Annotated in this window: 14 protein-coding genes; 7 read left to right on the top strand and 7 right to left on the bottom strand. The window is 67.5% G+C overall.

The genetic code is table 11. From position 1 onward, the window contains the following. Positions 1–2 precede the first annotated feature (2 nt). Positions 3–3,131 carry an MdtB/MuxB family multidrug efflux RND transporter permease subunit gene (locus ACOYJQ_RS07140; protein ID WP_433457351.1) on the top strand — a complete coding sequence of 1,043 codons (3,129 nt, stop codon included), beginning with the start codon at positions 3–5 and terminating at the stop codon, positions 3,129–3,131. Beyond that, entirely contained in the window at positions 3,128–6,376 is a 3,249-nt protein-coding gene (locus ACOYJQ_RS07135; protein ID WP_433457350.1) for an efflux RND transporter permease subunit, read from the top strand. Before ACOYJQ_RS07140 ends, ACOYJQ_RS07135 begins: the two co-directional genes overlap by 4 nt. Here the strand turns inward: ACOYJQ_RS07135 and ACOYJQ_RS07130 are convergent. Then, positions 6,358–7,137: a gamma-glutamyl-gamma-aminobutyrate hydrolase family protein gene (locus ACOYJQ_RS07130; RefSeq protein ID WP_433457349.1), complete on the bottom strand. Its 780-nt coding sequence runs from the start codon at positions 7,135–7,137 to the stop codon at positions 6,358–6,360. The two genes, ACOYJQ_RS07135 and ACOYJQ_RS07130, sit on opposite strands and share 19 nt — an antisense overlap. Positions 7,138–7,160: 23 nt before the next feature. Then, positions 7,161–7,811, bottom strand: coding sequence for an exopolysaccharide biosynthesis protein (locus tag ACOYJQ_RS07125; RefSeq protein WP_433457348.1), 651 nt, complete (start codon positions 7,809–7,811; stop codon positions 7,161–7,163). Positions 7,812–7,932: 121 nt separating this feature from the next. Here ACOYJQ_RS07125 and ACOYJQ_RS07120 point away from each other — a divergent pair, with 121 nt between their 5' ends. After that, complete coding sequence (locus tag ACOYJQ_RS07120; protein WP_433457347.1) at positions 7,933–9,105, top strand: O-antigen ligase family protein; 1,173 nt, start codon at positions 7,933–7,935, stop codon at positions 9,103–9,105. 71 nt (positions 9,106–9,176) lie between these two features. On the opposite strand, the gene rpsD is transcribed toward ACOYJQ_RS07120, so the two are convergent. The 3 genes from rpsD to ACOYJQ_RS07105 form a co-directional block, all read right to left on the bottom strand. Beyond that, positions 9,177–9,794: a 30S ribosomal protein S4 gene (gene rpsD, locus ACOYJQ_RS07115; protein ID WP_433457346.1), complete on the bottom strand. Its 618-nt coding sequence runs from the start codon at positions 9,792–9,794 to the stop codon at positions 9,177–9,179. A 175-nt stretch (positions 9,795–9,969) separates the two neighbouring features. Further along, positions 9,970–10,836 (bottom strand): glutamate racemase, encoded by an 867-nt coding sequence (murI, locus tag ACOYJQ_RS07110; protein ID WP_433457345.1) that lies wholly within the window; start codon positions 10,834–10,836, stop codon positions 9,970–9,972. Positions 10,837–10,973: 137 nt separating this feature from the next. Then, the gene (locus ACOYJQ_RS07105) at positions 10,974–11,777 is read right to left on the bottom strand and encodes an RNA methyltransferase (RefSeq protein ID WP_433457344.1); all 804 of its coding nucleotides are present in this window, start codon (positions 11,775–11,777) and stop codon (positions 10,974–10,976) included. Positions 11,778–12,121: 344 nt separating this feature from the next. Here ACOYJQ_RS07105 and ACOYJQ_RS07100 point away from each other — a divergent pair, with 344 nt between their 5' ends. Next, positions 12,122–13,846 (top strand): glucan biosynthesis protein, encoded by a 1,725-nt coding sequence (locus tag ACOYJQ_RS07100; RefSeq protein WP_433457343.1) that lies wholly within the window; start codon positions 12,122–12,124, stop codon positions 13,844–13,846. Positions 13,847–13,887: 41 nt separating this feature from the next. Further along, positions 13,888–16,113: a glucans biosynthesis glucosyltransferase MdoH gene (gene mdoH, locus ACOYJQ_RS07095; RefSeq protein ID WP_433457342.1), complete on the top strand. Its 2,226-nt coding sequence runs from the start codon at positions 13,888–13,890 to the stop codon at positions 16,111–16,113. An 86-nt stretch (positions 16,114–16,199) separates the two neighbouring features. On the opposite strand, the gene ACOYJQ_RS07090 is transcribed toward mdoH, so the two are convergent. After that, positions 16,200–16,784 carry a L,D-transpeptidase gene (locus ACOYJQ_RS07090; protein WP_433457496.1) on the bottom strand — a complete coding sequence of 195 codons (585 nt, stop codon included), beginning with the start codon at positions 16,782–16,784 and terminating at the stop codon, positions 16,200–16,202. 505 nt (positions 16,785–17,289) lie between these two features. On the opposite strand from ACOYJQ_RS07090, the gene ACOYJQ_RS07085 reads away from it, so the two are divergent. Next, entirely contained in the window at positions 17,290–18,504 is a 1,215-nt protein-coding gene (locus tag ACOYJQ_RS07085; RefSeq protein ID WP_433457341.1) for an NADP-dependent isocitrate dehydrogenase, read from the top strand. Between the two features lie 356 nt (positions 18,505–18,860). Here ACOYJQ_RS07085 and ACOYJQ_RS07080 read toward each other — a convergent pair whose 3' ends face one another. Then, the gene (locus ACOYJQ_RS07080; RefSeq protein WP_433457340.1) at positions 18,861–19,013 is read right to left on the bottom strand and encodes a hypothetical protein; all 153 of its coding nucleotides are present in this window, start codon (positions 19,011–19,013) and stop codon (positions 18,861–18,863) included. A 414-nt stretch (positions 19,014–19,427) separates the two neighbouring features. Here ACOYJQ_RS07080 and nudC point away from each other — a divergent pair, with 414 nt between their 5' ends. After that, positions 19,428–20,405: an NAD(+) diphosphatase gene (gene nudC / locus ACOYJQ_RS07075; protein WP_433457339.1), complete on the top strand. Its 978-nt coding sequence runs from the start codon at positions 19,428–19,430 to the stop codon at positions 20,403–20,405. Positions 20,406–20,409: the final 4 nt, after the last annotated feature.

Below are 20,409 nucleotides of genomic sequence, written 5' to 3'. Positions count from 1 at the left end.
ACATGAACGTCTCCCGCCCCTTCATCCTGCGGCCGGTGGCGACGACGCTGCTGATGCTGGCGCTGATGATCGTCGGCGTCATCGCCTTTCGCAACCTGCCGCTCGCGGCGCTGCCCGAGGTCGATTACCCGACGATCCAGGTGCAGACCTTCTACCCCGGCGCCTCGCCGGAGGTGATGGTCGCTTCCGTCACCGCGCCACTGGAGCGCCAGCTCGGCCAGATGCCGGGCCTGCGGCAGATGTCCTCGACCTCGGCGGCGGGCGCGTCCGTCGTCACGCTGCAATTCAACCTCGATCTCGGCATCGACATCGCCGGCCAGCAGGTGCAGGCGGCGATCAACGCGGCCGGCAATCTCCTGCCCTCGGACCTGCCCGCGCCACCCGTCTACGCCAAGGTCAACCCGGCCGATGCGCCGGTGATGACGCTCGCCGTCACCTCCGCCACCCTGCCGCTGACGCAGGTGCAGGACATGGTGGAGACGCGCCTTGCGCAAAAAATCTCGCAGGTGGCGGGCGTCGGGCTGGTGACGCTGGCGGGCGGGCAGCGGCCCGCCGTGCGGGTGCGCGCCAACACGCTGGCGCTCGCCGCCTACGGCCTCAACATCGACGATCTGCGCTCCACCATCGGCAACGCCAACGTCAACACGCCCAAGGGCAGTTTCGACGGCGAGCGGCGCGCCTACGCCATCCAGTCGAACGATCAGTTGCGCGGCATCGACGAGTTCCGCAACCTCGTCATCGCCTACCGCAACAACGCCCCGGTGCGCCTTTCCGACGTGGCGGACGTCATCGAGGGCGCGGAAAACGAGCGCCTCGGCGCGTGGGCAGGCAGTCGGGAGGGCAGCCGGGCGGACGGAAGCGGGGAAAGCCAGCAACCGGCGATCCTGATCAACATCCGCCGCCAGCCGGGCGCGAACGTCATCGCCGTGGTGGACAACGTGCGCGCGCTGTTGCCCGCGCTCACCGAATCGCTGCCCGCCTCCGTCGACGTCGCCGTGATGTCCGACCGCACGGAGACGATCCGCGCCTCGGTGCATGACGTGCAGGTGGAGCTGATGATGGCCATCGGCCTCGTCGTGCTCGTCATCTTCCTGTTCCTGCGCAACATTCCGGCCACGATCATCCCGAGCCTGTCCGTGCCGCTGTCGCTCGTGGGCACGTTCGCGGTGATGTATCTCGCCGGCTTCAGCCTCAACAACCTGTCGCTGATGGCGCTCACCATCGCCACCGGCTTCGTGGTGGACGACGCGATCGTCATGATCGAGAACATCGCCCGCTACATCGAGAAGGGCGACAAGCCGCTCGACGCCGCGCTCAAGGGCGCGGGGCAGATCGGCTTCACCATCATCTCGCTGACGCTTTCGCTCATCGCGGTGCTGATTCCGCTACTGTTCATGGGCGATGTCGTGGGCCGGCTGTTCCGCGAATTCGCCGTCACGCTCGCCGTCACCATCCTGATATCGGCGGTCGTCTCGCTGACGCTGGTGCCGATGCTGTGCGCGAAGATCCTGCGCCGCGAGGCGCGCGTCGAGCGCCGCACATGGTTCGACGGCCTCATCGCCGCCTACGGGCGCATGCTCGACGTCGTGCTGGATCACGGCTGGGTGACGCTTCTCGTCGCGCTCGGCACGCTGGGGCTGACGGTCTGGCTGTACGTCATCGTGCCCAAAGGCTTCTTTCCGGTGCAGGACACCGGCCTCATCGCCGGCGTGTCGGAGGCGGAGCAATCCATATCCTTCACCGGCATGGCGGAGCGGCAGCAGGAGATCGCGCGGATCATCCTCGCCGATCCCGACGTCGCCGGCGTCACCTCGTACATCGGCGTCGACGGCACGAATCTCACCCTCAACACCGGCCGCTTCCAGATCGAGCTGAAACCGCGCGGCGAGCGCGACGCCACCGCCGCCGAGATCGCGCGCCGCATCACGGCGCAGGCGGCCGGGGTGCCGGGCATCGGCCTCTACATGCAGCCGGTGCAGGATCTCACCATCGATTCCACGGCGAGCCGCACGCAATACCAGTTCGTGCTCGACGACGCCGACCCGGAGGTGCTCTCGGAATGGGTGCCGCGCATGGTGGAGGCGCTGCGCACCCTGCCCCAGCTTGAGGACGTGACCAGCAACCTGCTGGAGCGCGGCCTCGCCGCGCAGGTCACGGTGGACCGCGACACGGCGGCGCGTTACGGCATCACCACGGCGACCGTCGACAACGCGCTCTATTCCGCCTTCGGCCAGCGCATCGTCTCCACCATCTTCACGCAGGCGAACCAGTACCGCGTCATTCTGGAAGCCGATCCGGCGCTGCGCTTCACGCCCGCCGCGCTGCGCGACATCTACCTGCCCTCGGCCGGCGGCGGGCAGGTGCCGCTCTCGGCCATCGCCACGGTGACGGAGCGGCTCGCGCCGCTCCAGCTCAACCACCGCAGCCAGTTTCCCACCGCCACCATCTCCTTCAACCTCGCGCCGGGCGCGGCGCTCGGGCAGGCGGTGGACGCGATCCGCGCCACGGCGGCGAACATCGGCCTGCCGCCCGGCGTCACCACGTCGTTCGAAGGAGCGGCGCTCGCTTTCGAAGCGGCGCTCACCAGCCAGGTATTGCTGCTGATCGCGGCGGTCGCGGCGATGTATATCGTGCTCGGCGTGCTCTACGAGAGTTACGTGCATCCGGTGACGATCCTCTCCACCCTGCCCTCGGCGGGCCTCGGCGCGCTGCTGGCGCTCATCTGGATGGAGCGGGAGCTCGACATCATCGGCATCATCGGCATCGTGCTGCTCATCGGCATCGTGAAGAAGAACGCCATCATGATGATCGACTTCGCGCTGGACGCGGAACGCAACCGCGGCCTGTCTGCGCGCGCGGCGATCCATGAGGCGTGCCTGCTGCGCTTCCGCCCCATCCTGATGACGACCTTCGCAGCGCTGTTCTCCGGCCTGCCGCTGATGCTGGGCGAGGGGGCGGGTTCGGAACTGCGCCAGCCGCTCGGCATCACCATCGTCGGCGGGCTCATCGTCAGCCAGGTGCTGACGCTGTTCACGACGCCTGTGATCTATCTGGCCTTCGACAGGCTGGCGCGCGTGCTCGATACGCGGCCGGAACCGGAAGAGGACGAGCCGGAAGAAGCGCGGCCATGAACATTTCCGCGCCCTTCATCCGCCGCCCGGTGGCGACCACGCTGCTGACAATCGGCCTGGCGCTCGCGGGGCTTCTGGCTTATTTCCGACTGCCGGTGGCGCCGCTGCCGCAGGTGGAGTTTCCCACCATCATGGTGTCGGCCTCCATGGCGGGAGCGAGCCCCGAGATCATGGCGACGAGCGTGGCGACGCCGCTCGAACGCCATCTCGGCCAGATCGCGGACGTCACCGAAATCACCTCGTCGAGTTCGCAGGGCTCGACGCGGATCGTGCTGCAATTCGGCCTCAACCGCGACATCGACGGCGCGGCGCGCGACGTGGAGGCGGCCATCGCCGCCGCCCGCGCCGACATGCCCGCCGCCATGCGCGGCAACCCCACCTACCGCAAGGCCAACCCGGCCGACGCGCCGGTGATGCTGCTCGCCCTCACCTCGAAGACGCTGCCGCTCGGCGACATGTACGACGCCGCCTCCACGATCCTGTCGCAAAAGCTGTCGCAGGTGAAGGGCATCGGGCAAGTGGGCGTCAGCGGCAGTTCGCTGCCGGCCGTGCGGGTGGACATCAACCCCACCGCCCTTTTCAACCTCGGCATCGGGCTGGAGGACGTGCGCGCGGCGCTTTCCGCCGCCAATGCCAACAGCCCCAAGGGCGCCATCGAATACGGCGACCGGCGCTGGCAGATCTACACCAACGAGCCCTACCGCCTGGCGGAGCACTATCGCCCCCTCGTCATCGCCTGGCGCAACGGCGCGCCGGTGCGGCTCGGCGATATCGCCACCGTCACGGATTCGGTGGAGAACGTGCGCAACCGCGGCCTGTTCAACGGCGAGCCCGCCGTGCTCATGACGCTGACGCGCATGCCCGGCGCCAACATCATCGAGACCGTCGACGCCGTGAAGGCGCTGCTGCCGCAGTTGGGCGCCGCCATCCCGGCGGGCATCGACCTGTCGGTGGCGCTCGACCGCACCACGACGATCCGCGCCTCGATGGTCGACGTGCAGTTCACTCTCGCCGCCTCCATCGCGCTCGTCATCTTCGTCGTCTATCTTTTCCTGCGCGACTGGCGGGCCACGCTGATCCCGGCCGTCGCGGTGCCGGTGTCGCTGATCGTCAGCTTCGGGGCGATGTACTGGCTGGGCTACAGCCTCAACAACTTCTCGCTGATGGCGCTCATCATCGCCACCGGCTTCGTCGTGGACGACGCCATCGTGGTGCTGGAAAACACCATGCGCCATGTGGAGGCCGGCACGGGGCGCGTGCGGGCGGCGCTGACAGGCGCGCGGGAAGTGAGCTTCACCGTGCTCTCCATGAGCGTGTCGCTCGTGGCCGTGTTCATCCCGCTGCTGCTGCTTGGCGGCCTGCCGGGGCGCATGTTCCGCGAATTCGCGGTCGTGTTGTCGTCGACGATCATCGTGTCGCTGGTGATCTCGCTGACGACGACGCCGATGATGTGCGCGCGCCTTCTCGGCCGCGCGTCCAAATCAGACGTGCCCGGGCCATCGCGCCTGTCGGGCGCGATATTGCGCTTCTACGCCCGCACGCTCACCGCCGCCCTGCGCCATCCGTGGCTTCTGGTGCTGACGCTGCTCGTCACGATCGGCCTCAACGTCCATCTTTTCACCGTGGTGCCCAAGGGCCTGCTGCCGCTACAGGACACGGGCGCGCTCATCGGCGGCGTGCGGGCGGACCAGAGCACCTCCTTCCTCAACCTGCGCGACAAGATCGCCGAGTTCGAGCAGATCGTGCGCGCCGATCCGGCGGTCGAGAATGTCGTGGTGTTCACCGGCGGGCGGGCGAACTCCGCCTTCCTCAACGTCACGCTGAAGCCGCTCGCACAGCGCGACGCCTCGGCGTGGGAGATCGTCAACCGCCTGCGCCCGCAATTCGCGCGCGTCGAGGGCGCGTCGACCTTCCTGTTTCCGGTGCAGGATCTGCGCGTGGGCGGGCGCGAGAGCAGCTCGCAATATCAGTTCACCCTGCAAAGCGACGATCTCGCGGCGCTGCGCGACTGGGCGCCGAAGATCACCGAGGCGCTCAAGCGCGAGCCGTTGCTGACCGACATCGATTCCGACCGCGAGGAAGCGGGGCTGCAAGTGAACCTCGCCGTCGACCGCGACGCGGTGGCGCGCTTCGGTCTCAGCATGAGCCAGATCAACGGCGTGCTTTACGACGCCTTCGGCCAGCGCGCCGTCTCCACCATCTACGACCGGCTGAACCAGTACAGCGTCATCATGGGCCTCGAACCGCGCTATCTGGCCGGGCCCGAATCGCTCGGCGCCATCTACATCAGCGCCAAGGGAGGCACGATCAGCGCCACGCAATTGTCCGGCGCGCTCTCCGGCACCGTATCGGGCGGCGGCGCGGCGGCGAGCGCCGCCGACATCGCCGGCGACCCGGTGCGCAACCAGCTCCTCAACCAGATCGCGGTGACGGGGCGCGGGCAGGCTTCCACAGGCTCGGCCGTCAGCACGGCGAAGCGGGACATGATCCCGCTGTCGGCGGTGGCGAGCCACAGCTTCGGCACCACGCCGCTGTCCGTCAACCATCAGGGGCTGTTCGTCGCGACCACCATTTCCTTCAACCTCGCGGAAAGGGCGGCGCTGAGCGACGCCGTCGTCGCCGTCAACCGCGTGATGGCGGAGCTCAACGTGCCGCGCGCCATCCACGGCAGTTTCGAGGGCACCGCCCGCACCTTTCAGGAGATGTCGTCGTCGATGGCGTGGCTGATCCTCGCGGCGCTCGCCACCATCTACATCGTGCTCGGCATCCTCTACGAGAGCTACATCCACCCGCTGACGATCCTGTCGACATTGCCCTCGGCGGGCATCGGCGCGGTGATGGCGCTGATGCTGGCTGGCATGGAGTTCAGCCTCATCGCGCTCATCGGCGTCTTCCTGCTCATCGGCATCGTGAAGAAGAACGCCATCATGATGATCGACTTCGCCATCCAGGCCGAGCGCGCTCAGGGCCTCGCGCCGGAGGCGGCCATCGTGCAGGCGGCGCTGCTGCGGTTCCGCCCCATCATGATGACGACGCTCGCCGCGATACTGGGCGCGGTGCCGCTCGCGGCCGGGCTTGGCGAAGGCGCGGAAATGCGCCAGCCGCTCGGCGTCGCCATCGTCGGCGGGCTCGTGCTCAGCCAGTTGCTGACGCTCTATACGACGCCCGCCGTCTACGTGCTGTTCGACCGCCTGCAAACGCGCCTGCGCGGAACCGCCGCGCGCGATCAGCGGGCGGCGGCGTAGGCGCGCGCCGCCTCGCCGAAGGCGCGGAACAGCGCCGTCGACAGCGGATCGGCCCACACCCGCCATTCGGGATGCCATTGCACCGCCACCGCGAAGGCGCCGCGCTCGCGGGCGGCGGCGACATGGAACGCCTCGATCAGCCCGTCCGGCGCGTGAGCTTCCGCCACGAGGCCGGGCGCGAGCCGGTCGATCCCCTGGCTGTGGAGCGAATTGACCTGCACCCGCGCCACGCCCGCGAGTTCATGCAGAATGCCGCCTTCCACCAGCGCGACCTCGTGCGCCGGCGCATATTGCGTCGCGAGATCGCCGTCGGGCTCGCGGTGGTCGTTGAAACCGCCGACATCCTGCACATGCTGGTGCAGGGTGCCGCCGAGCGCGGCGTTGATCTCCTGAAAGCCGCGACACACGCCAAGAAGCGGCAACCCCCGCTCCACCGCCGCGCGCACCAGCGGCAGCGACAGGTCGTCGCGATCCCGGTCGAGCAGCTCGTCGGCGAACGTGCGCTCGCCGCCATAGACGGCCGGATCGACGTTCGACGGGCTGCCGGGCAGGAACACGCCGTCGAGGAAAGCCAGCAGCCGGTCGAGATCGGGGCTGATGCTCCGCTCCCCCGCATCGGTGGCGGAGAGGCGGCCGGGCAGGATCACCACCTCCGCATCCGCCCCGCGCGCGACGGCGTAAAGATATTTGTCCTGCACCTTATGCCAGACATGTTTGCGCGACGGCTTCACATCCGCGACGACACCGATGACGGGACGCATGGGCATAATCCTTGGCATGATCGTTACAACACGGCCAGGAGGCCGGAAACGACGGCAACGACGAAACCGGCGCTCAGGCTCACGCCCACCGCGCCGACCGCCAGACCGCAGATGACGACGAGGCCGTCGCGTTCCACAAGCCCGAGCCCGACGAGACAGATCGCGATGCCCGGCGGAATCTGGCCGATGATCGGCGGGGCCGTCAACAGGCTGAAGGCGATGAGCACCAGCGCCACGCCGGTGAGGCGCATGCGCAGGGGCGCGCCGAAGAAGATCAGACGCGGCCGCGACCATTGCTCCAGCCGCCGCACGTAGGGCAACGCCGTTTCCACCGCCCGCGCGACATCCGCCCGCGCCACGGACCGGCCGAGCAGCCGGCGCGGTATCCACGGCGTCGTGCGACCATAGACGATCTGCGCCGAGACGCCGAGCACCAGAAATCCGCAGATGAGCGGGATCGGCGGCGGCATCGGCAGGCAATTGGGCAGACCGAGCACCACGAAGAGCAGCGCGAACGCCTGCGGCCCCAGCGCATCGACGATCTCGCCGAGCGTCAGCCGTTCGCCCGCTCCGTCCCGAAGCGCAATGAGAACCGAAGATGTGCGGGCAACGGAAGGCGACAGGGCGATGATCCGGGGCTGGGAGCGGAAGGGCAGCGGGCTTGCATAGACCATGACGGCCCGCCGGCCAAGCGGGGATATCGGCGCGCGCCGCCGCCGCCCGCGCGAATTAATCCCGCGTGCACCTGAAATCGTCTACAGATCGTGCGGATTTCAGGCATTCCAAAGAGATTCCATGCGCTCCCTCAGCCCCGCCCTCGACCGCGCCGCCCTGATCCTGCTGGCGATCCTGCCGCTGGCGATGGCGCTCGCCAACCGTTCCGCCGCCGCCGTCGTCGCGCTGGCGGGCGTGCTGGCGCTCGCGGCCCGAATCACGGGCGGCGAACGCCTGCCGCTCCCGCCGCGCGCGGCCGCCGCAGCCGCGCTCGGCTTCGTCGCCTTCGCCGCTCTCTCGCTCACCTGGAGCCATGCCCCGGCGACGTCGCTGTTCGTCGCGGCGGAAGCCGGCCTGCCCTTCCTCGGCGGCGCGCTGCTGCTCACCGGCCTGCCGCGCGTGCTCCCGCCCGCGTTCGTGCGCTGGGCGGCGATAGCCTTCGCGAGCGCCTGCGCGCTCATCGTCGCGGAACTCGCCACCGGCCTCGGCGCGCGCGACGCGCTCGGGATGCGGGCGCAATCCTTCATCTTCAACCGGCCGGTCATGACCCTGCTCATCCTGTTCTGGCCGCTCGCAGTGCAGATGCGGCGTCTCGGCTGGGAAAGATGGGCCTGGGGGCTCGGCGTCCTGCTCGTCGTCACCATCGAGCGCGCCACGTCGGGCGCGGCGATGCTGGGGCTGCTGCTGGCGCTGCCGGCGTTCCTCGCGGCGCTGTGGAGCCGGCGCGCGGGCCTGCTGATCGCCGGCGCCATGCTGGCGGGCTGCCTCGCCATCGCCCCCTTCAAGGGCGCGCTTCTGGACGGGCTCATGCCGCCCCGGCTCGTCGAGCGCCTCGAATCCGTGCATGCGGCCGACCGCATCGAGATCTGGCAGGATTTCGCCGCCATCCTGCATCAGCGCCCGCTGACGGGCGCGGGCTTCGGGGTGAGCGCGCGGATGGCGGAAGCGCCCGCCGCCGCCGATATTCCGGCCGGGCGGGGGCGGCTGCTCGCGGCGGGCCACCCGCATGACGGCTTCCTTCAGATATGGGCGGAACTCGGGCTCGTCGGCGCGCTGCTCGCGGCGCTGAACGGGTTCTTCATCCTGCGCGCCATCGCCCGCCTGCCCGCGGACATGACGGCCGCCGCCGTCGCGAGCACCGTCGCCGCGGCGGCGGTGGTGAGCGTCTTTCACGGCGCCTGGCAAGGATGGTGGATCGGCCTGCTGATGGCCGCCGCCTTCTGGTGCAGCCGCCAAACCCGGCGCGCGCCATGAACGCGCGGCGCAAGCCATGAAAAAAGCCGCCCGAAAGGGCGGCTTCTCCGTATTCCGTCCAGCGGAACCGATCAGCGCGAGTAGAACTCGACGACGAGGTTGGGCTCCATGTGCACCGGATAGGGCACGTCGCTCAGCGTGGGCACGCGCACGAAACGGGCGGCGCCCTTGTTGTGATCCACCTCGACATAATCCGGCACGTCGCGCTCGCCGAGCGCCGCGGCTTCGAGCACCACGACGAGCTGGCGGGACGATTCCTTGATCTCGATGAGATCGCCGGGGCGCACGAGATAGCTCGGAATGTTGACGCGACGGCCGTTGACCTTCACATGCCCGTGGTTGACGAACTGGCGCGCAGCGAACACGGTGGGCACGAACTTGGCGCGATACACCACGGCGTCGAGACGGCGCTCCAGCAGGCCGATCAGGTTCTCGCCGGTGTCGCCGCGCAGGCGGGAAGCTTCCACGTAATAGCGGTGGAACTGCTTCTCGGAGATGTTGGCGTAGTAGCCCTTCAGCTTCTGCTTGGCGCGCAGCTGGGTGCCGAAGTCCGACATCTTGCCCTTGCGGCGCTGGCCGTGCTGGCCGGGGCCGTACTCGCGGCGGTTGACGGGGCTCTTGGGACGACCCCAGATGTTCTCGCCAAGACGGCGATCGATTTTATACTTGGCCGAAATTCTCTTCGACATCGCGTGTCCTCTCAAACAGGCTCGACATGAGGAACGCGCCCTCCTCTTCCCCGGTCAGGGAGACGACAGACCCGGCGTTCTCGCAGGAGAACACGGGCCACGGGAGCGCAAAACGCCGACGCGGGCCATGAGGCCCGCGCAGGTGACGGCTTCCTAACCCCGATTCCCGCCGATGTCAAACGGCTGTCACATCCGGCCGCCGATTTTCCCGCCCGTCGGCGGCCGGGCCTTCCACCGCCAGCCCGCGCGCGGCGAGCCCCTGCGCAAGGGCGGCGGATGCGGACCTGCCCGAGGTGAAAACCATCCGCGCAGGTTGCGGCGCGCTCTTCCCCGACGCTTCGCCGATGAGATGCACCATCCGCCGCGCGATGGCCGGCGCGGGATCGATCCACGAAACCGGCCAGGGCGCCAGCTTGCGGAACCGTTCGAGCAGCAGCGGATAATGCGTGCAGGCCAGCACGATCATGTCGGTGCGCGCGCCGTCGCGTGTGACGAAGGCGGGACGGATCTCGTCCCGCAGCGTCGCGTCGTCCACCGGCTGCCCGGCAAGCTCCCGTTCGGCGAAGCCCGCAAGGCGCAGCGAGCCGACGAGATGCACGTTGCACGAATCGGCGAACTTGCGGATGAGGTCGTGCGTGTAGTCGCGCGCCACGGTGCCGGGCGTCGCGAGAATGGTGATCTCGCCGGAGACGGTCTGTTCCGCCGCCGGCTTGATGGCCGGCACCGTGCCGATGAAGGGAATCGCGAACCGCGACCGCAGCGCCGGCAGCACGAGCGTGGATGCGGTGTTGCAGGCGATCACGGCGAGATCGGGCGAGAAGCGGCCGATCAGCCCGTCCATCAGGTCCACGACGCGCGCCAGCAGCGTCTGCGCCTCCATGCCGCCATACGGAAAGCCGGCGTCGTCGGCGACGTAGACGAACGCCGCATCGGGCCGCGCCTTGCGCAGTTCGGAAAAAACCGTGAGCCCGCCGAGCCCTGAATCGAACACCAGCACGCGGGGCGGGCGCGCCTCGCCTTCCGCGACACGATCAGTCGTCATCGAAGACCGCTCCTCACCTGCAACCCGCCGCGATTCCATAGCGTTTTCGAACGAAGCGGACACCGCCCCGCGTGAGGAAAACACATTAACCCGAAAAGACGGACCGTTCCCGCGTTTCAACGAAACGCAGGAACGGTTTAGCCCTCATCCGTTAACGGTTCATCCTGTTTCGCGGCGGGCGGCACCGGCCCGCGCCGCAGCGCCCCGGCCGCGCCGCGCAGCGTCTTGACGTCCTGCTCCGTCATCGAGAGACGCAGCAGGATGTCGCGCAGGTTGCGGATCATGGCAGGCTTCTTCTCCGGCGCGGGAAAGAAGCCGCAGGTATCCAGCTCCGTCTCCAGCCAGCCGAAGAAGGACACCAGCGCCTCCCGCTTCGCCGGCGGCGAGCGCTCCTCCAGATTGAACGGCAATTGCCCGTGCGCCTTCTTGAACCATTCGTAGCCCACGAGCAGCACCGCCTGAGCCAGGTTGAGCGAGGCGTTGGCGGGATCGACGGGGAAGGTGACGATGGCGTCGGCCAGCGCCACCTCGTCGTTGTCGAGCCCCGTGCGCTCGCGGCCGAACAGGATGCCCACGCCCTCGCCGCCGTGCAGGCGGTCCAGCACCTGCGTCAGCGCCTCGTCGGCGTCCAGCACGCGCTTCATCTGCCCGCGCTCGCGCGCCGTGGTGGCATAAACGGCGTTGAGATCGGCCACGGCCGACAGCAGGTCCGGGAAAACCTGCGCCCGCTCCAGCACATGGGCGGCGTTGGCGGCGGTGACGACGGCGCGCTCGTTCGGCCAGCCGTCGCGCGGGTTGACGATGCGCATGTCGGACAGGCCGAAATTCGCCATGGCGCGCGCGGCCATGCCGATGTTCTCGCCCATCTGCGGCTCGACGAGGATGATCTTCGGCCCGCCGGTGAGGGGCGCGAGGCTGTGATTGGTTCCGGCACCGGTCATTCGGTTTCTTTCAACGGATTCTGTCAGGAAGCGCATTCAGGACGAGCTTTTTAGCCCTTTGCCGAAAACCCGCAACCCCCGAACGGCCGCCATGCCGAAGCGTCCCGCTTTGCCCGGACGCCACGATATCGCCAGTTTTAACGACTTTTAAAACAAACGTAAATGAGCCTCACACGGAGCAATTCAGACGTGCTACAAAGCACACGATCCGTTTCAGTTCCGCAAAAAACGTGATGCCGTACCTCACCTTCCGGCTTTTGCATCTTGTCGGCAACCGCAACACCCGTCCCGGTCGGAAAACCGCAGGCGAAGGCAGTTTTTCCAAGAAGGCAGTTTTCCCGCAAATGTCCCACGAAGCCAGACTTTTCGAAATGCTGCCGGAAGCCGCGAAGACGGGCGAGACCGCCGCGCTCGGAAAAGCCGCCCCGCAACACATGGAATCGGACCGTGGCGGCGCATTGACGCGGCGCGGCGCGCTGGCGCTCGGACTTGCCGCCGCGGGCGCGGCCATCGCACCTGTCGGGCCGGCGCGCGCGCAGGAGGCGAACTTTCTCGAGGCGGCGCTGGCGACGGTCGGCGACGGGGAAACGTTCGACCCGGCGCGGCTGCTGCAAATCGCGCGGCTCCTCGCCGGGCGCACCTACGCCGCCGGCGCGACGGACCTTCCCGACGATCTCGCCAGCCTGAGCTACGATCAATACATCGGCATCCGCGCCCGGCCGGAAGCCTACCTGTGGCGCGGCGAAGGGCGAGGTTTCGCGATCGAGCCGCTGCATCGCGGCTTCATCTTCTCCAACCCTGTACGGCTTCACGCCGTCGAGGACGGCAAGGTCCGCCGCATCCGCTATGCGCGCGACCTGTTCGACTTCGGCAAGCCTGCGCCTCCGGCCGCCCAGCCGGCGCGAAACGGGGCGGGCGAGCAGGCGCGGAACGGAACGCCGGACGGCGCCGCCGACGAGCCGCTCGATTTCTCCGGCTTCCGCATCTACACCGATGCGCCCGGCGAAGCGCCGCAGGAAGCCGCCATCTTTCAGGGCGCGACATTTTTCCGCGCCAAGGCGCGCGGGCAGAACTACGGCGTGCACGCGCACACGCTGATGCTGCGCCCGGCCGACGCCAAGGGCGAGGAACTGCCGCAGTTTCGCGGATTCTGGATCGAAAGGCCGCTGGCGGGGGCGGACCTGCTCGTCATCCACGCGCTGCTCGATTCGGAAAGCGTCGCGGGAGTGGTGCGCTTCACCTTCCGGCCCGGCGACACCGCGATCACCGATGTCGAGGCGACGCTGATCCCGCGCGTGCGCCTCGATCATATCGGCATCGGCGGGTCGACGGCCAATTTCCTGTTCGGCCCCATCCGGCCGGCCGGCGTCCCGGACACGCGCGCCGCCGTGCACGATGTCGGCGGCCTACAAATTCACAACGGACGGTCGGAATGGCTGTGGCGGCCGCTGGACAACCCGCAAACGCTGCAAATCTCGGCCTTCCTCGACGTCAACCCGAAAGGCTTCGGCCTGTTGCAGCGCGCGCGCGACTTCTCGGCCTACGAGGATGACGTGCAGCACTTCGAGCGCCGTCCGAGCCTGTGGGTGGAACCCCTTCAGGAATGGGGCGAAGGCGCGGTCCAGCTCATCGAGGTGCCCACGCCGTCGGAGGGCACGCCGAACATCATTTCCTACTGGCGGCCCGCGCAGGCCGTCGAGGTGGGCGCCGAGGCGCGCTTCGTGTGGCGCCTGTTCTGGAGCTGGTCGGTGCCGGGGCGGCCGAAACTCGCCTATGTGCGCGGCACGCGCATCGGCGCGCTGGCGGGCAGCCGCGTGCGCCGCTTCGCCATCTCCTTCGCCGGCGACGAACTCGCCCGGCCCGACATCGCCACCGCCGCGAAAGTGGCGCTCTCCGCCTCGCGCGGCACGGTCGGCAACACGCGCCTGTGGGCCTATCCCGAACGCAAGCTGGTGCGGGTTCTGTTCGATCTCGACCCCGGCAACGAGACCAGCAGCGAATTGAGGCTCGAACTGACGGAAGCCGGCAAGCCGCTGAGCGAAAGCTGGCTCTTCCGCTGGACGCCATGAAGTGCCACACGCCATGAACGATACGCCATGAACGATATATCATGAACGATACGTCCCTTTCTCCCAACGACGGCGGTTGCGCAGGCATCGCGGCGGAAGTGGCGGCATGGCCGCCGGCGACGCCGGACGAGCATCCTCTCGCCATGCCGACGCAATCCCTGCGCCGCTGGCGCAAGGACGAGGAACGCAAGCCCGTCGCCGGCGGCCGCGTCGGCGCATCGCCGGTCGGCATCTGGCTGGCGCGCATCTTCGTATTCGGCGCGGCGCTGGCGCTGACCGCCTACGGCGCATGGCAGATGTATCAGGTGGTGTCGGTGAGCCGCACGACCGTGCTGCAATGGCTGCTGCTGGTGTTGTTCACGATCAACTTCTCGTGGATCGCCCTTGCCTTCACCAGCGCGATTCTGGGCTTCGTCACGCTCCTGCGCCGCCCGGGGCCGAGCGCGCTGCCGACCGCGTTGCGGGAGCGCACGGCCATCGTGATGCCGATCTACAACGAAACGCCCTCGCAGGTGTTCGCCGCCGTCGCCGCGATCCGCGAATCGGTGGAGGCGACGGGGCTCGGCGGGCATTTCGACTATTTCATCGTCTCCGACACGACCAACCCCGACATCTGGATCGCGGAGGAGCGCATGTTCCTCGCGCTGCGGCGGGAGGCCGGCGGAGAGGCGGGCGCGGATGCGCGCATCTATTACCGCCGCAGGCTGAAGAACACCCATCGCAAGGCCGGCAACATCGCCGATTTCGTCACCCGCTGGGGCGGCGCCTATGAGCATATGGTGGTGCTCGATGCCGACAGCCTGATGACCGGCGAGGCGATCGTGCGCCTCACGGCGGCGATGGAGGCGGACCCCGACGCCGGCATCATCCAGAGCCTGCCGCTGATCATCAACCGCAACACGCTGTTCGCGCGCATCCAGCAGTTCGCGGGCCGCATCTACGGCCCGGTCATCGCCAAGGGCCTCGCCGTGTGGTCGGGCCGGGACGGCAATTACTGGGGCCACAACGCCATCATCCGCACGCGGGCCTTCGCCGCCCATTGCGGCCTGCCGGACCTCAAGGGCAAGCCGCCCTTCGGCGGGCACATCCTGAGCCATGATTTCGTGGAGGCGGCGCTCATCCGGCGCGCCGGCTGGTCCGTCTACATGCTGCCCGAGATCGAGGGCAGCTACGAGGAAAGCCCGCCCTCGCTGATCGACGTCGCGGCGCGCGACCGGCGCTGGTGCCAGGGCAATCTCCAGCACAGCCGCGTCATCGGCGCGAACGGCCTGAAGCTCGCCACGCGCCAGCATTTCGCCACCGGCATCATGTCCTATCTGTCCTCGCCGCTATGGCTGACGCAGCTCATCGTCGGCATCCTGCTGGTGCTGCAAACGCATTATGTGCGGCCGGAATATTTCACGCACGATTTCTCGCTGTTTCCCATCTGGCCGCGCTTCGACTCGGAGCGCGCGCTGGCGCTCTTCGCGCTGACCATGGGCATCCTGCTCGCGCCGAAGTTCCTCGGCTTCCTGCTCGCGCTGCTCGACGGAAAGGTGCGGCGGGCCTCCGGCGGCGGCGTCCTGCTGTTCCTGTCCATGCTGTTCGAGGTGCTGACCTCGGCGCTGCTCGCGCCGATCATGATGGTGATCCAGTCGGGCGCGGTGTTCCAGATCCTCGCCGGGCGCGATACCGGCTGGCAGCCCCAGCGGCGCGACGACGGCTCCATCCCGTTGCGCGACATCGTGCGCCGGCATAGCTGGCACGTGCTGCTGGGCGTGGCGACGGGCGTTTCGGCCTTCATGATCGCGCCGTCGCTGTTCGCGTGGATGTCGCCGACGATCCTCGGCCTCGTGCTGGCGATCCCGATCTCGTGGGCAAGCGGCAAGCTCGCCATCGGGCTCGCCCTGCGGCGCGCGGGGCTGCTGCTCATACCGGAGGAAACGACGCGCGCCCCGATCGCCGCGCGCGCGCAGGAAATCGGGGAAAAGTTCGGCGCCCTGAATTATGACGAGGCGGACAGCCTCGCCGTGCTGCACGGCGACGCGTATGTCCGCGCGTGGCACGAGCAGTCGCTGCCGGGAACGCAACGCCGGCGCGGGGAATTCGACCCCGACCGCACCCTGGCGCAGGCCAAGCTGCTGGAGGCGCAGTCGCTGGCCGAAGTCCGCGCCTGGCTGACGCCCAGGGAGCGCGCGGTGCTCTACACGGACCGCGCGCTGCTCGATCTCATGGCGCGCCTGCCAGCGACGGACGACGCCCTGCCCGACGGCAGGAAAGCCGCCTGAACGGGGCGGCGCGCCCGCCGCCCGGAAGTTGCATGATCGCGGGGCGACCGTGAGCGCGCCCCGCGCATGCCGTCATGGCGCGGGAATCAACGCTGGACGACGACGACGGTGCCGACCTTGACGCGCTTGTAAAGATCGATGACGTCCTGGTTCATCATGCGGATGCAGCCGGAGGACACCGCCTGCCCGATGGTCTCGGGTTCGTTGGAGCCGTGGATGCGGTAGAGCGTGGAACCGAGATAGAGGGCGCGGGCGCCGAGCGGATTGTCGGGACCGCCGGGCATGTATTTCGGCAGGTCGGGGCGACGCTTGCGCATCTGCGGCGGCGGCGTCCAGCCCGGCCATTCCGCCTTGCGGGTGACGACCTGCCGGCCGCCCCACTGAAAACCTTCCCGACCGACGCCGATGCCGTACTTCAGCGCCTTGCCGCCGGGCTGCACGAGGTACAGGCGGCGCTCCTTCGTCGAAACGATGATCGTGCCCGGCTTGTGCGGTCCTGCGTAAGTCACCGTCTCACGCGCAATCGCCGAAGCGCGCGGGCCGAAATTTTCCGGCTCCGGCAACAGCTCCTGCGTCAGCGGATCGATCTGGTAAGCGGCGGCGGATGTGGTGGCAGACGCGACGCCAAGAGCGGCGCACAATCCTGCGACAGCGGCAATAAGGCGCATGATGAATTGTCCCGAAATCCCAACCCGAAACGCTGCGAGAAAATCTTCCCGAGAAAATCTTCCCCAGCGTCAGCCACTTGATGTGTGAACCGAATCACGCCCGCGCGCAAGGGCGCGCTCCTGCATGCCAGATCATCCGGCAGGTCGCCCCGGATACGGGAATGAGGCGGATTCATTCAGAGATTCGTATAAATATATGATAAAAATCAATAAAATTATCATTTACCATTTCTTGCAAGATATGTCGCGAATTCTCGGTCGGACTTTCACTAAACCGTGAGGGACCGTCGCGGCGCATTTCCGGGGCGAAAGGCGCATTCCCCCGCGCACCGCGACGGACATGCGCCCTGCCGCCGTTCAAAATTATAATTTTGTCACCGTTTCACCGCTGCCGCAGGTGACATCGACACGAGAAAATGCGTATAGGCAAACTGCCGGTGTGGGTTGCGCACGGGAACCCGCGCCGAGGCCCCCCTACGCTGTTGTCCCGTGCGAGGTGAAGAAACCCATGAGCAAGATCAAGGTGGCGAATCCGGTCGTCGAACTCGACGGCGACGAAATGACCCGGATCATCTGGAAGCTGATCAAGGACAAGCTGATCCATCCCTATCTCGATATCGACCTGAAGTACTACGATCTGGGCATCGAGAACCGCGATGCGACGGAAGACCGGGTCACTGTCGAGGCCGCCGAGGCGATCAAGCAGTACGGCGTGGGCGTGAAGTGCGCCACCATCACCCCCGACGAGGCGCGGGTGAAGGAATTCAACCTCAAGCAGATGTGGAAGTCGCCGAACGGCACCATCCGCAACATTCTCGGCGGCGTCATCTTCCGCGAGCCGATCATCGCCCGCAACGTGCCGCGCCTCGTGCCCGGCTGGACGCAGCCGATCATCATCGGCCGCCACGCCTACGGCGACCAGTACAAGGCGCAGGATTTCCGCGTGCCCGGCCCCGGCAAGCTCACCATCACCTTCGTCGGCGACGACGGCGAGAAGATCGAGCGCGAAGTCTTCACCTTCAAGGGCTCCGGCATCGCACAGGCGCAGTACAACGTGGACGAATCGATCCGCGACTTCGCCCGCGCCTCGCTCAACTACGGCCTGTCGCGCAAATATCCCGTGTATCTGTCGACGAAAAACACCATCCTGAAAGCCTATGACGGCCGCTTCAAGGATATCTTCCAGGAAATCTACGAAGCCGAGTTCAAGGCGGATTTCGAAAAGGCCGGCATCCACTACGAGCACCGCCTGATCGACGACATGGTGGCTTCCTCGCTGAAGTGGTCGGGCGGCTATGTCTGGGCCTGCAAGAACTACGACGGCGACGTGCAGTCCGACACCGTGGCGCAGGGCTTCGGCTCGCTCGGCCTCATGACCTCCGTGCTGCTGACGCCCGACGGCAAGACCGTGGAATCGGAAGCCGCCCACGGCACCGTCACCCGCCACTACCGCGAGCACCAGAAGGGCAAGGAGACCTCTACGAACTCCATCGCCTCGATCTTCGCCTGGACGCGCGGCCTCGCCCATCGCGCCAAGCTCGACGACAACGCAGAACTCAAGAGCTTCGTCGAAACGCTGGAAAAGGTCGTCATCGACACGGTCGAGTCGGGCTTCATGACCAAGGATCTCGCGCTCCTCGTCGGCGCGGACCAGAAGTGGCTGTCCACGACCGGCTTCCTCGACAAGATCGACGAGAACCTGCGCAAGGCCATTAACGGCTAGAGCGGTTTGCGTTCAAATCGATCCGTCGAATCGAATGCAAGTTGCGGTAAAATGTAAAGTTTAGAGCGGCGTGACGATTCCACTTGAATGCACGCCGCTCTGGACCGCTTTCCGATCAAATGGGATCATTTGATCGATCGGAATTCGCTCGAAACAAGGAAATCCAGATTCCATCCCGTTTCAGCTGAAACAGGATGGAATCTGATCGGCGACGCCCCGTCCCGGAAAGCAGCGCCGAAACGACAACGGCGCCGCGGCTGGGGGAATCTCCCCAGCGGCAGCGCCGTTTCCGATCGGCATGATGCCGGAGCAGGCCGCATCGAACATGCATCCTGCTCCGGTTTTCGTTTCCGGCCTCACCGCGTGAAGAACGCGGTGCACCACACTCCCATCACCGGGAGGAATACAAGGACGAGCATGAGCACGAGCAGCCACGCGACGGAACGGTCGGCGCGGGTCTCTTCATAGCTTGCAGCCGTGAGGCTGCGATTGAACTTCGCAGGGGTCATGGGCTCACCTTCCTGTCGATACGGCCGTCAACGGGCCGTCCGGGGTGAGCCTGTCAGAAATCAGGCTGTCCAGAAGGCCGCAGACGGCATACGCGATCGACTTGTACTGTCGCTGGGCATGGTTTCGATTTCCGATGGGTTCCGTCCCGCACCGCTGTGCGACACGGAAGATGAATTCTAAATGAGACTATCCGGCTCGCGCGTCAAGGGAAAAGTGCGATTTCCCCCCTGATGGGAGCCTATGTTTGCGCATACCTGCCATTCACGGATGAAATACCATTTATATCAGCGCCATAAGCCGTCGCCGCGCGGTGTCGATCGGCACTGGCGCGCGGCGGAAAGCGGCCCTACCATCGGCATGCGGGCCTGACGGCGCCGCAACTGATTCTCGCTTCGAAACAGGGATAGGCGGCGATGCCCGATGCTCCTTCCGCGCCTGAACGGCAGCCTTCCGTTGCCGGCGAATTGTCGGCGCGCACCGCCTTCGCCCGCAACCGGCTCAACCGGCATTCGGAGCGGCGCGAGATCGCATCGGAGCTTGAGGCGCTGCGCGTCGATCCCCGGACCCGCACCTTCATCATCGTCGGCGACACGCCTCTCCTCAGGTCGGGAGACGGCGCGGACCGGGCGCGTTTTACTTTTGCGCAGGCGGCGGCGATCGGGCGGCCACGGGAAAGCGCCTATCTCGGCCTGCTGGACGACACGCCCCTTTTCGCGCAGCTTTTACCGGCATCGGATGCACCGGCGCTCGCCGGCCGTTCCGATGTCGTCCTGACGGGCCTGCGCGCGCTCGCGGCCGAAGGGCTGCTGCCGCCCGACGAGCTCGGCCCTCTCGGCGAGGCCAAGGCGCTGATGGACTGGCATCGTCGGCACGGCTTCTGCGCCAATTGCGGCGCGCCCACCGTCGCCTTCACCGGCGGCTTCCGGCGCGACTGCGCGGCGTGCGACGCGCGGCATTTTCCCCGCGTCGATCCGGTCGTCATCATGCTGGTGACGGACGGCGCGCGCTGCCTGCTCGGCCGGCAGCCGCAGTTCGCGCCGGGCATGTATTCCGCGCTCGCGGGTTTCATCGAGCCGGGCGAGACCGTCGAGGACGCCGTGCGCCGCGAGGTCATGGAGGAGGCCGGCGTGCCGGTGGGGGCCGTGCGCTATCTCGCCTCGCAGCCGTGGCCGTTTCCCTCCTCCCTGATGATCGGCTGCATGGCGCAGGCGCTCGCGCCCACCATCGTCGTCGACCGGCTGGAACTGGAGGATGCCCGCTGGTTCACGCGCGACGAAGCCGGCCTGATGCTGGCGGGCGCGCATCCGCAGGGCCTCAGCGCGCCTCGCCCGATGGCCATCGCCCACCACCTGCTGCGCGCTTTCGTCGAAGCGGGAGACGGCGCGGTCTGACGGA

The organism is Pseudochelatococcus sp. (assembly GCF_050946405.1).
Classification (GTDB): Bacteria; Pseudomonadota; Alphaproteobacteria; order Rhizobiales; family Beijerinckiaceae; genus Pseudochelatococcus.
This window is presented reverse-complemented; position numbering and strand designations above follow the sequence as displayed.

Excerpts from the sequence above, each read along its gene's own strand:
- ACOYJQ_RS07140 (WP_433457351.1), top strand. The coding sequence starts at position 3 with ATGAACGTCTCCCGCCCCTTCATCCTGCGGCCGGTGGCGACGACGCTG.
- ACOYJQ_RS07135 (WP_433457350.1), top strand. The coding sequence starts at position 3,128 with ATGAACATTTCCGCGCCCTTCATCCGCCGCCCGGTGGCGACCACGCTG.
- ACOYJQ_RS07130 (WP_433457349.1), bottom strand. The coding sequence starts at position 7,137 with ATGCGTCCCGTCATCGGTGTCGTCGCGGATGTGAAGCCGTCGCGCAAA.
- ACOYJQ_RS07125 (WP_433457348.1), bottom strand. The coding sequence starts at position 7,811 with ATGGTCTATGCAAGCCCGCTGCCCTTCCGCTCCCAGCCCCGGATCATC.
- ACOYJQ_RS07120 (WP_433457347.1), top strand. The coding sequence starts at position 7,933 with ATGCGCTCCCTCAGCCCCGCCCTCGACCGCGCCGCCCTGATCCTGCTG.
- rpsD (WP_433457346.1), bottom strand. The coding sequence starts at position 9,794 with ATGTCGAAGAGAATTTCGGCCAAGTATAAAATCGATCGCCGTCTTGGC.
- murI (WP_433457345.1), bottom strand. The coding sequence starts at position 10,836 with ATGACGACTGATCGTGTCGCGGAAGGCGAGGCGCGCCCGCCCCGCGTG.
- ACOYJQ_RS07105 (WP_433457344.1), bottom strand. The coding sequence starts at position 11,777 with ATGACCGGTGCCGGAACCAATCACAGCCTCGCGCCCCTCACCGGCGGG.
- ACOYJQ_RS07100 (WP_433457343.1), top strand. The coding sequence starts at position 12,122 with ATGTCCCACGAAGCCAGACTTTTCGAAATGCTGCCGGAAGCCGCGAAG.
- mdoH (WP_433457342.1), top strand. The coding sequence starts at position 13,888 with ATGAACGATACGTCCCTTTCTCCCAACGACGGCGGTTGCGCAGGCATC.
- ACOYJQ_RS07085 (WP_433457341.1), top strand. The coding sequence starts at position 17,290 with ATGAGCAAGATCAAGGTGGCGAATCCGGTCGTCGAACTCGACGGCGAC.
- ACOYJQ_RS07080 (WP_433457340.1), bottom strand. The coding sequence starts at position 19,013 with ATGACCCCTGCGAAGTTCAATCGCAGCCTCACGGCTGCAAGCTATGAA.
- nudC (WP_433457339.1), top strand. The coding sequence starts at position 19,428 with ATGCCCGATGCTCCTTCCGCGCCTGAACGGCAGCCTTCCGTTGCCGGC.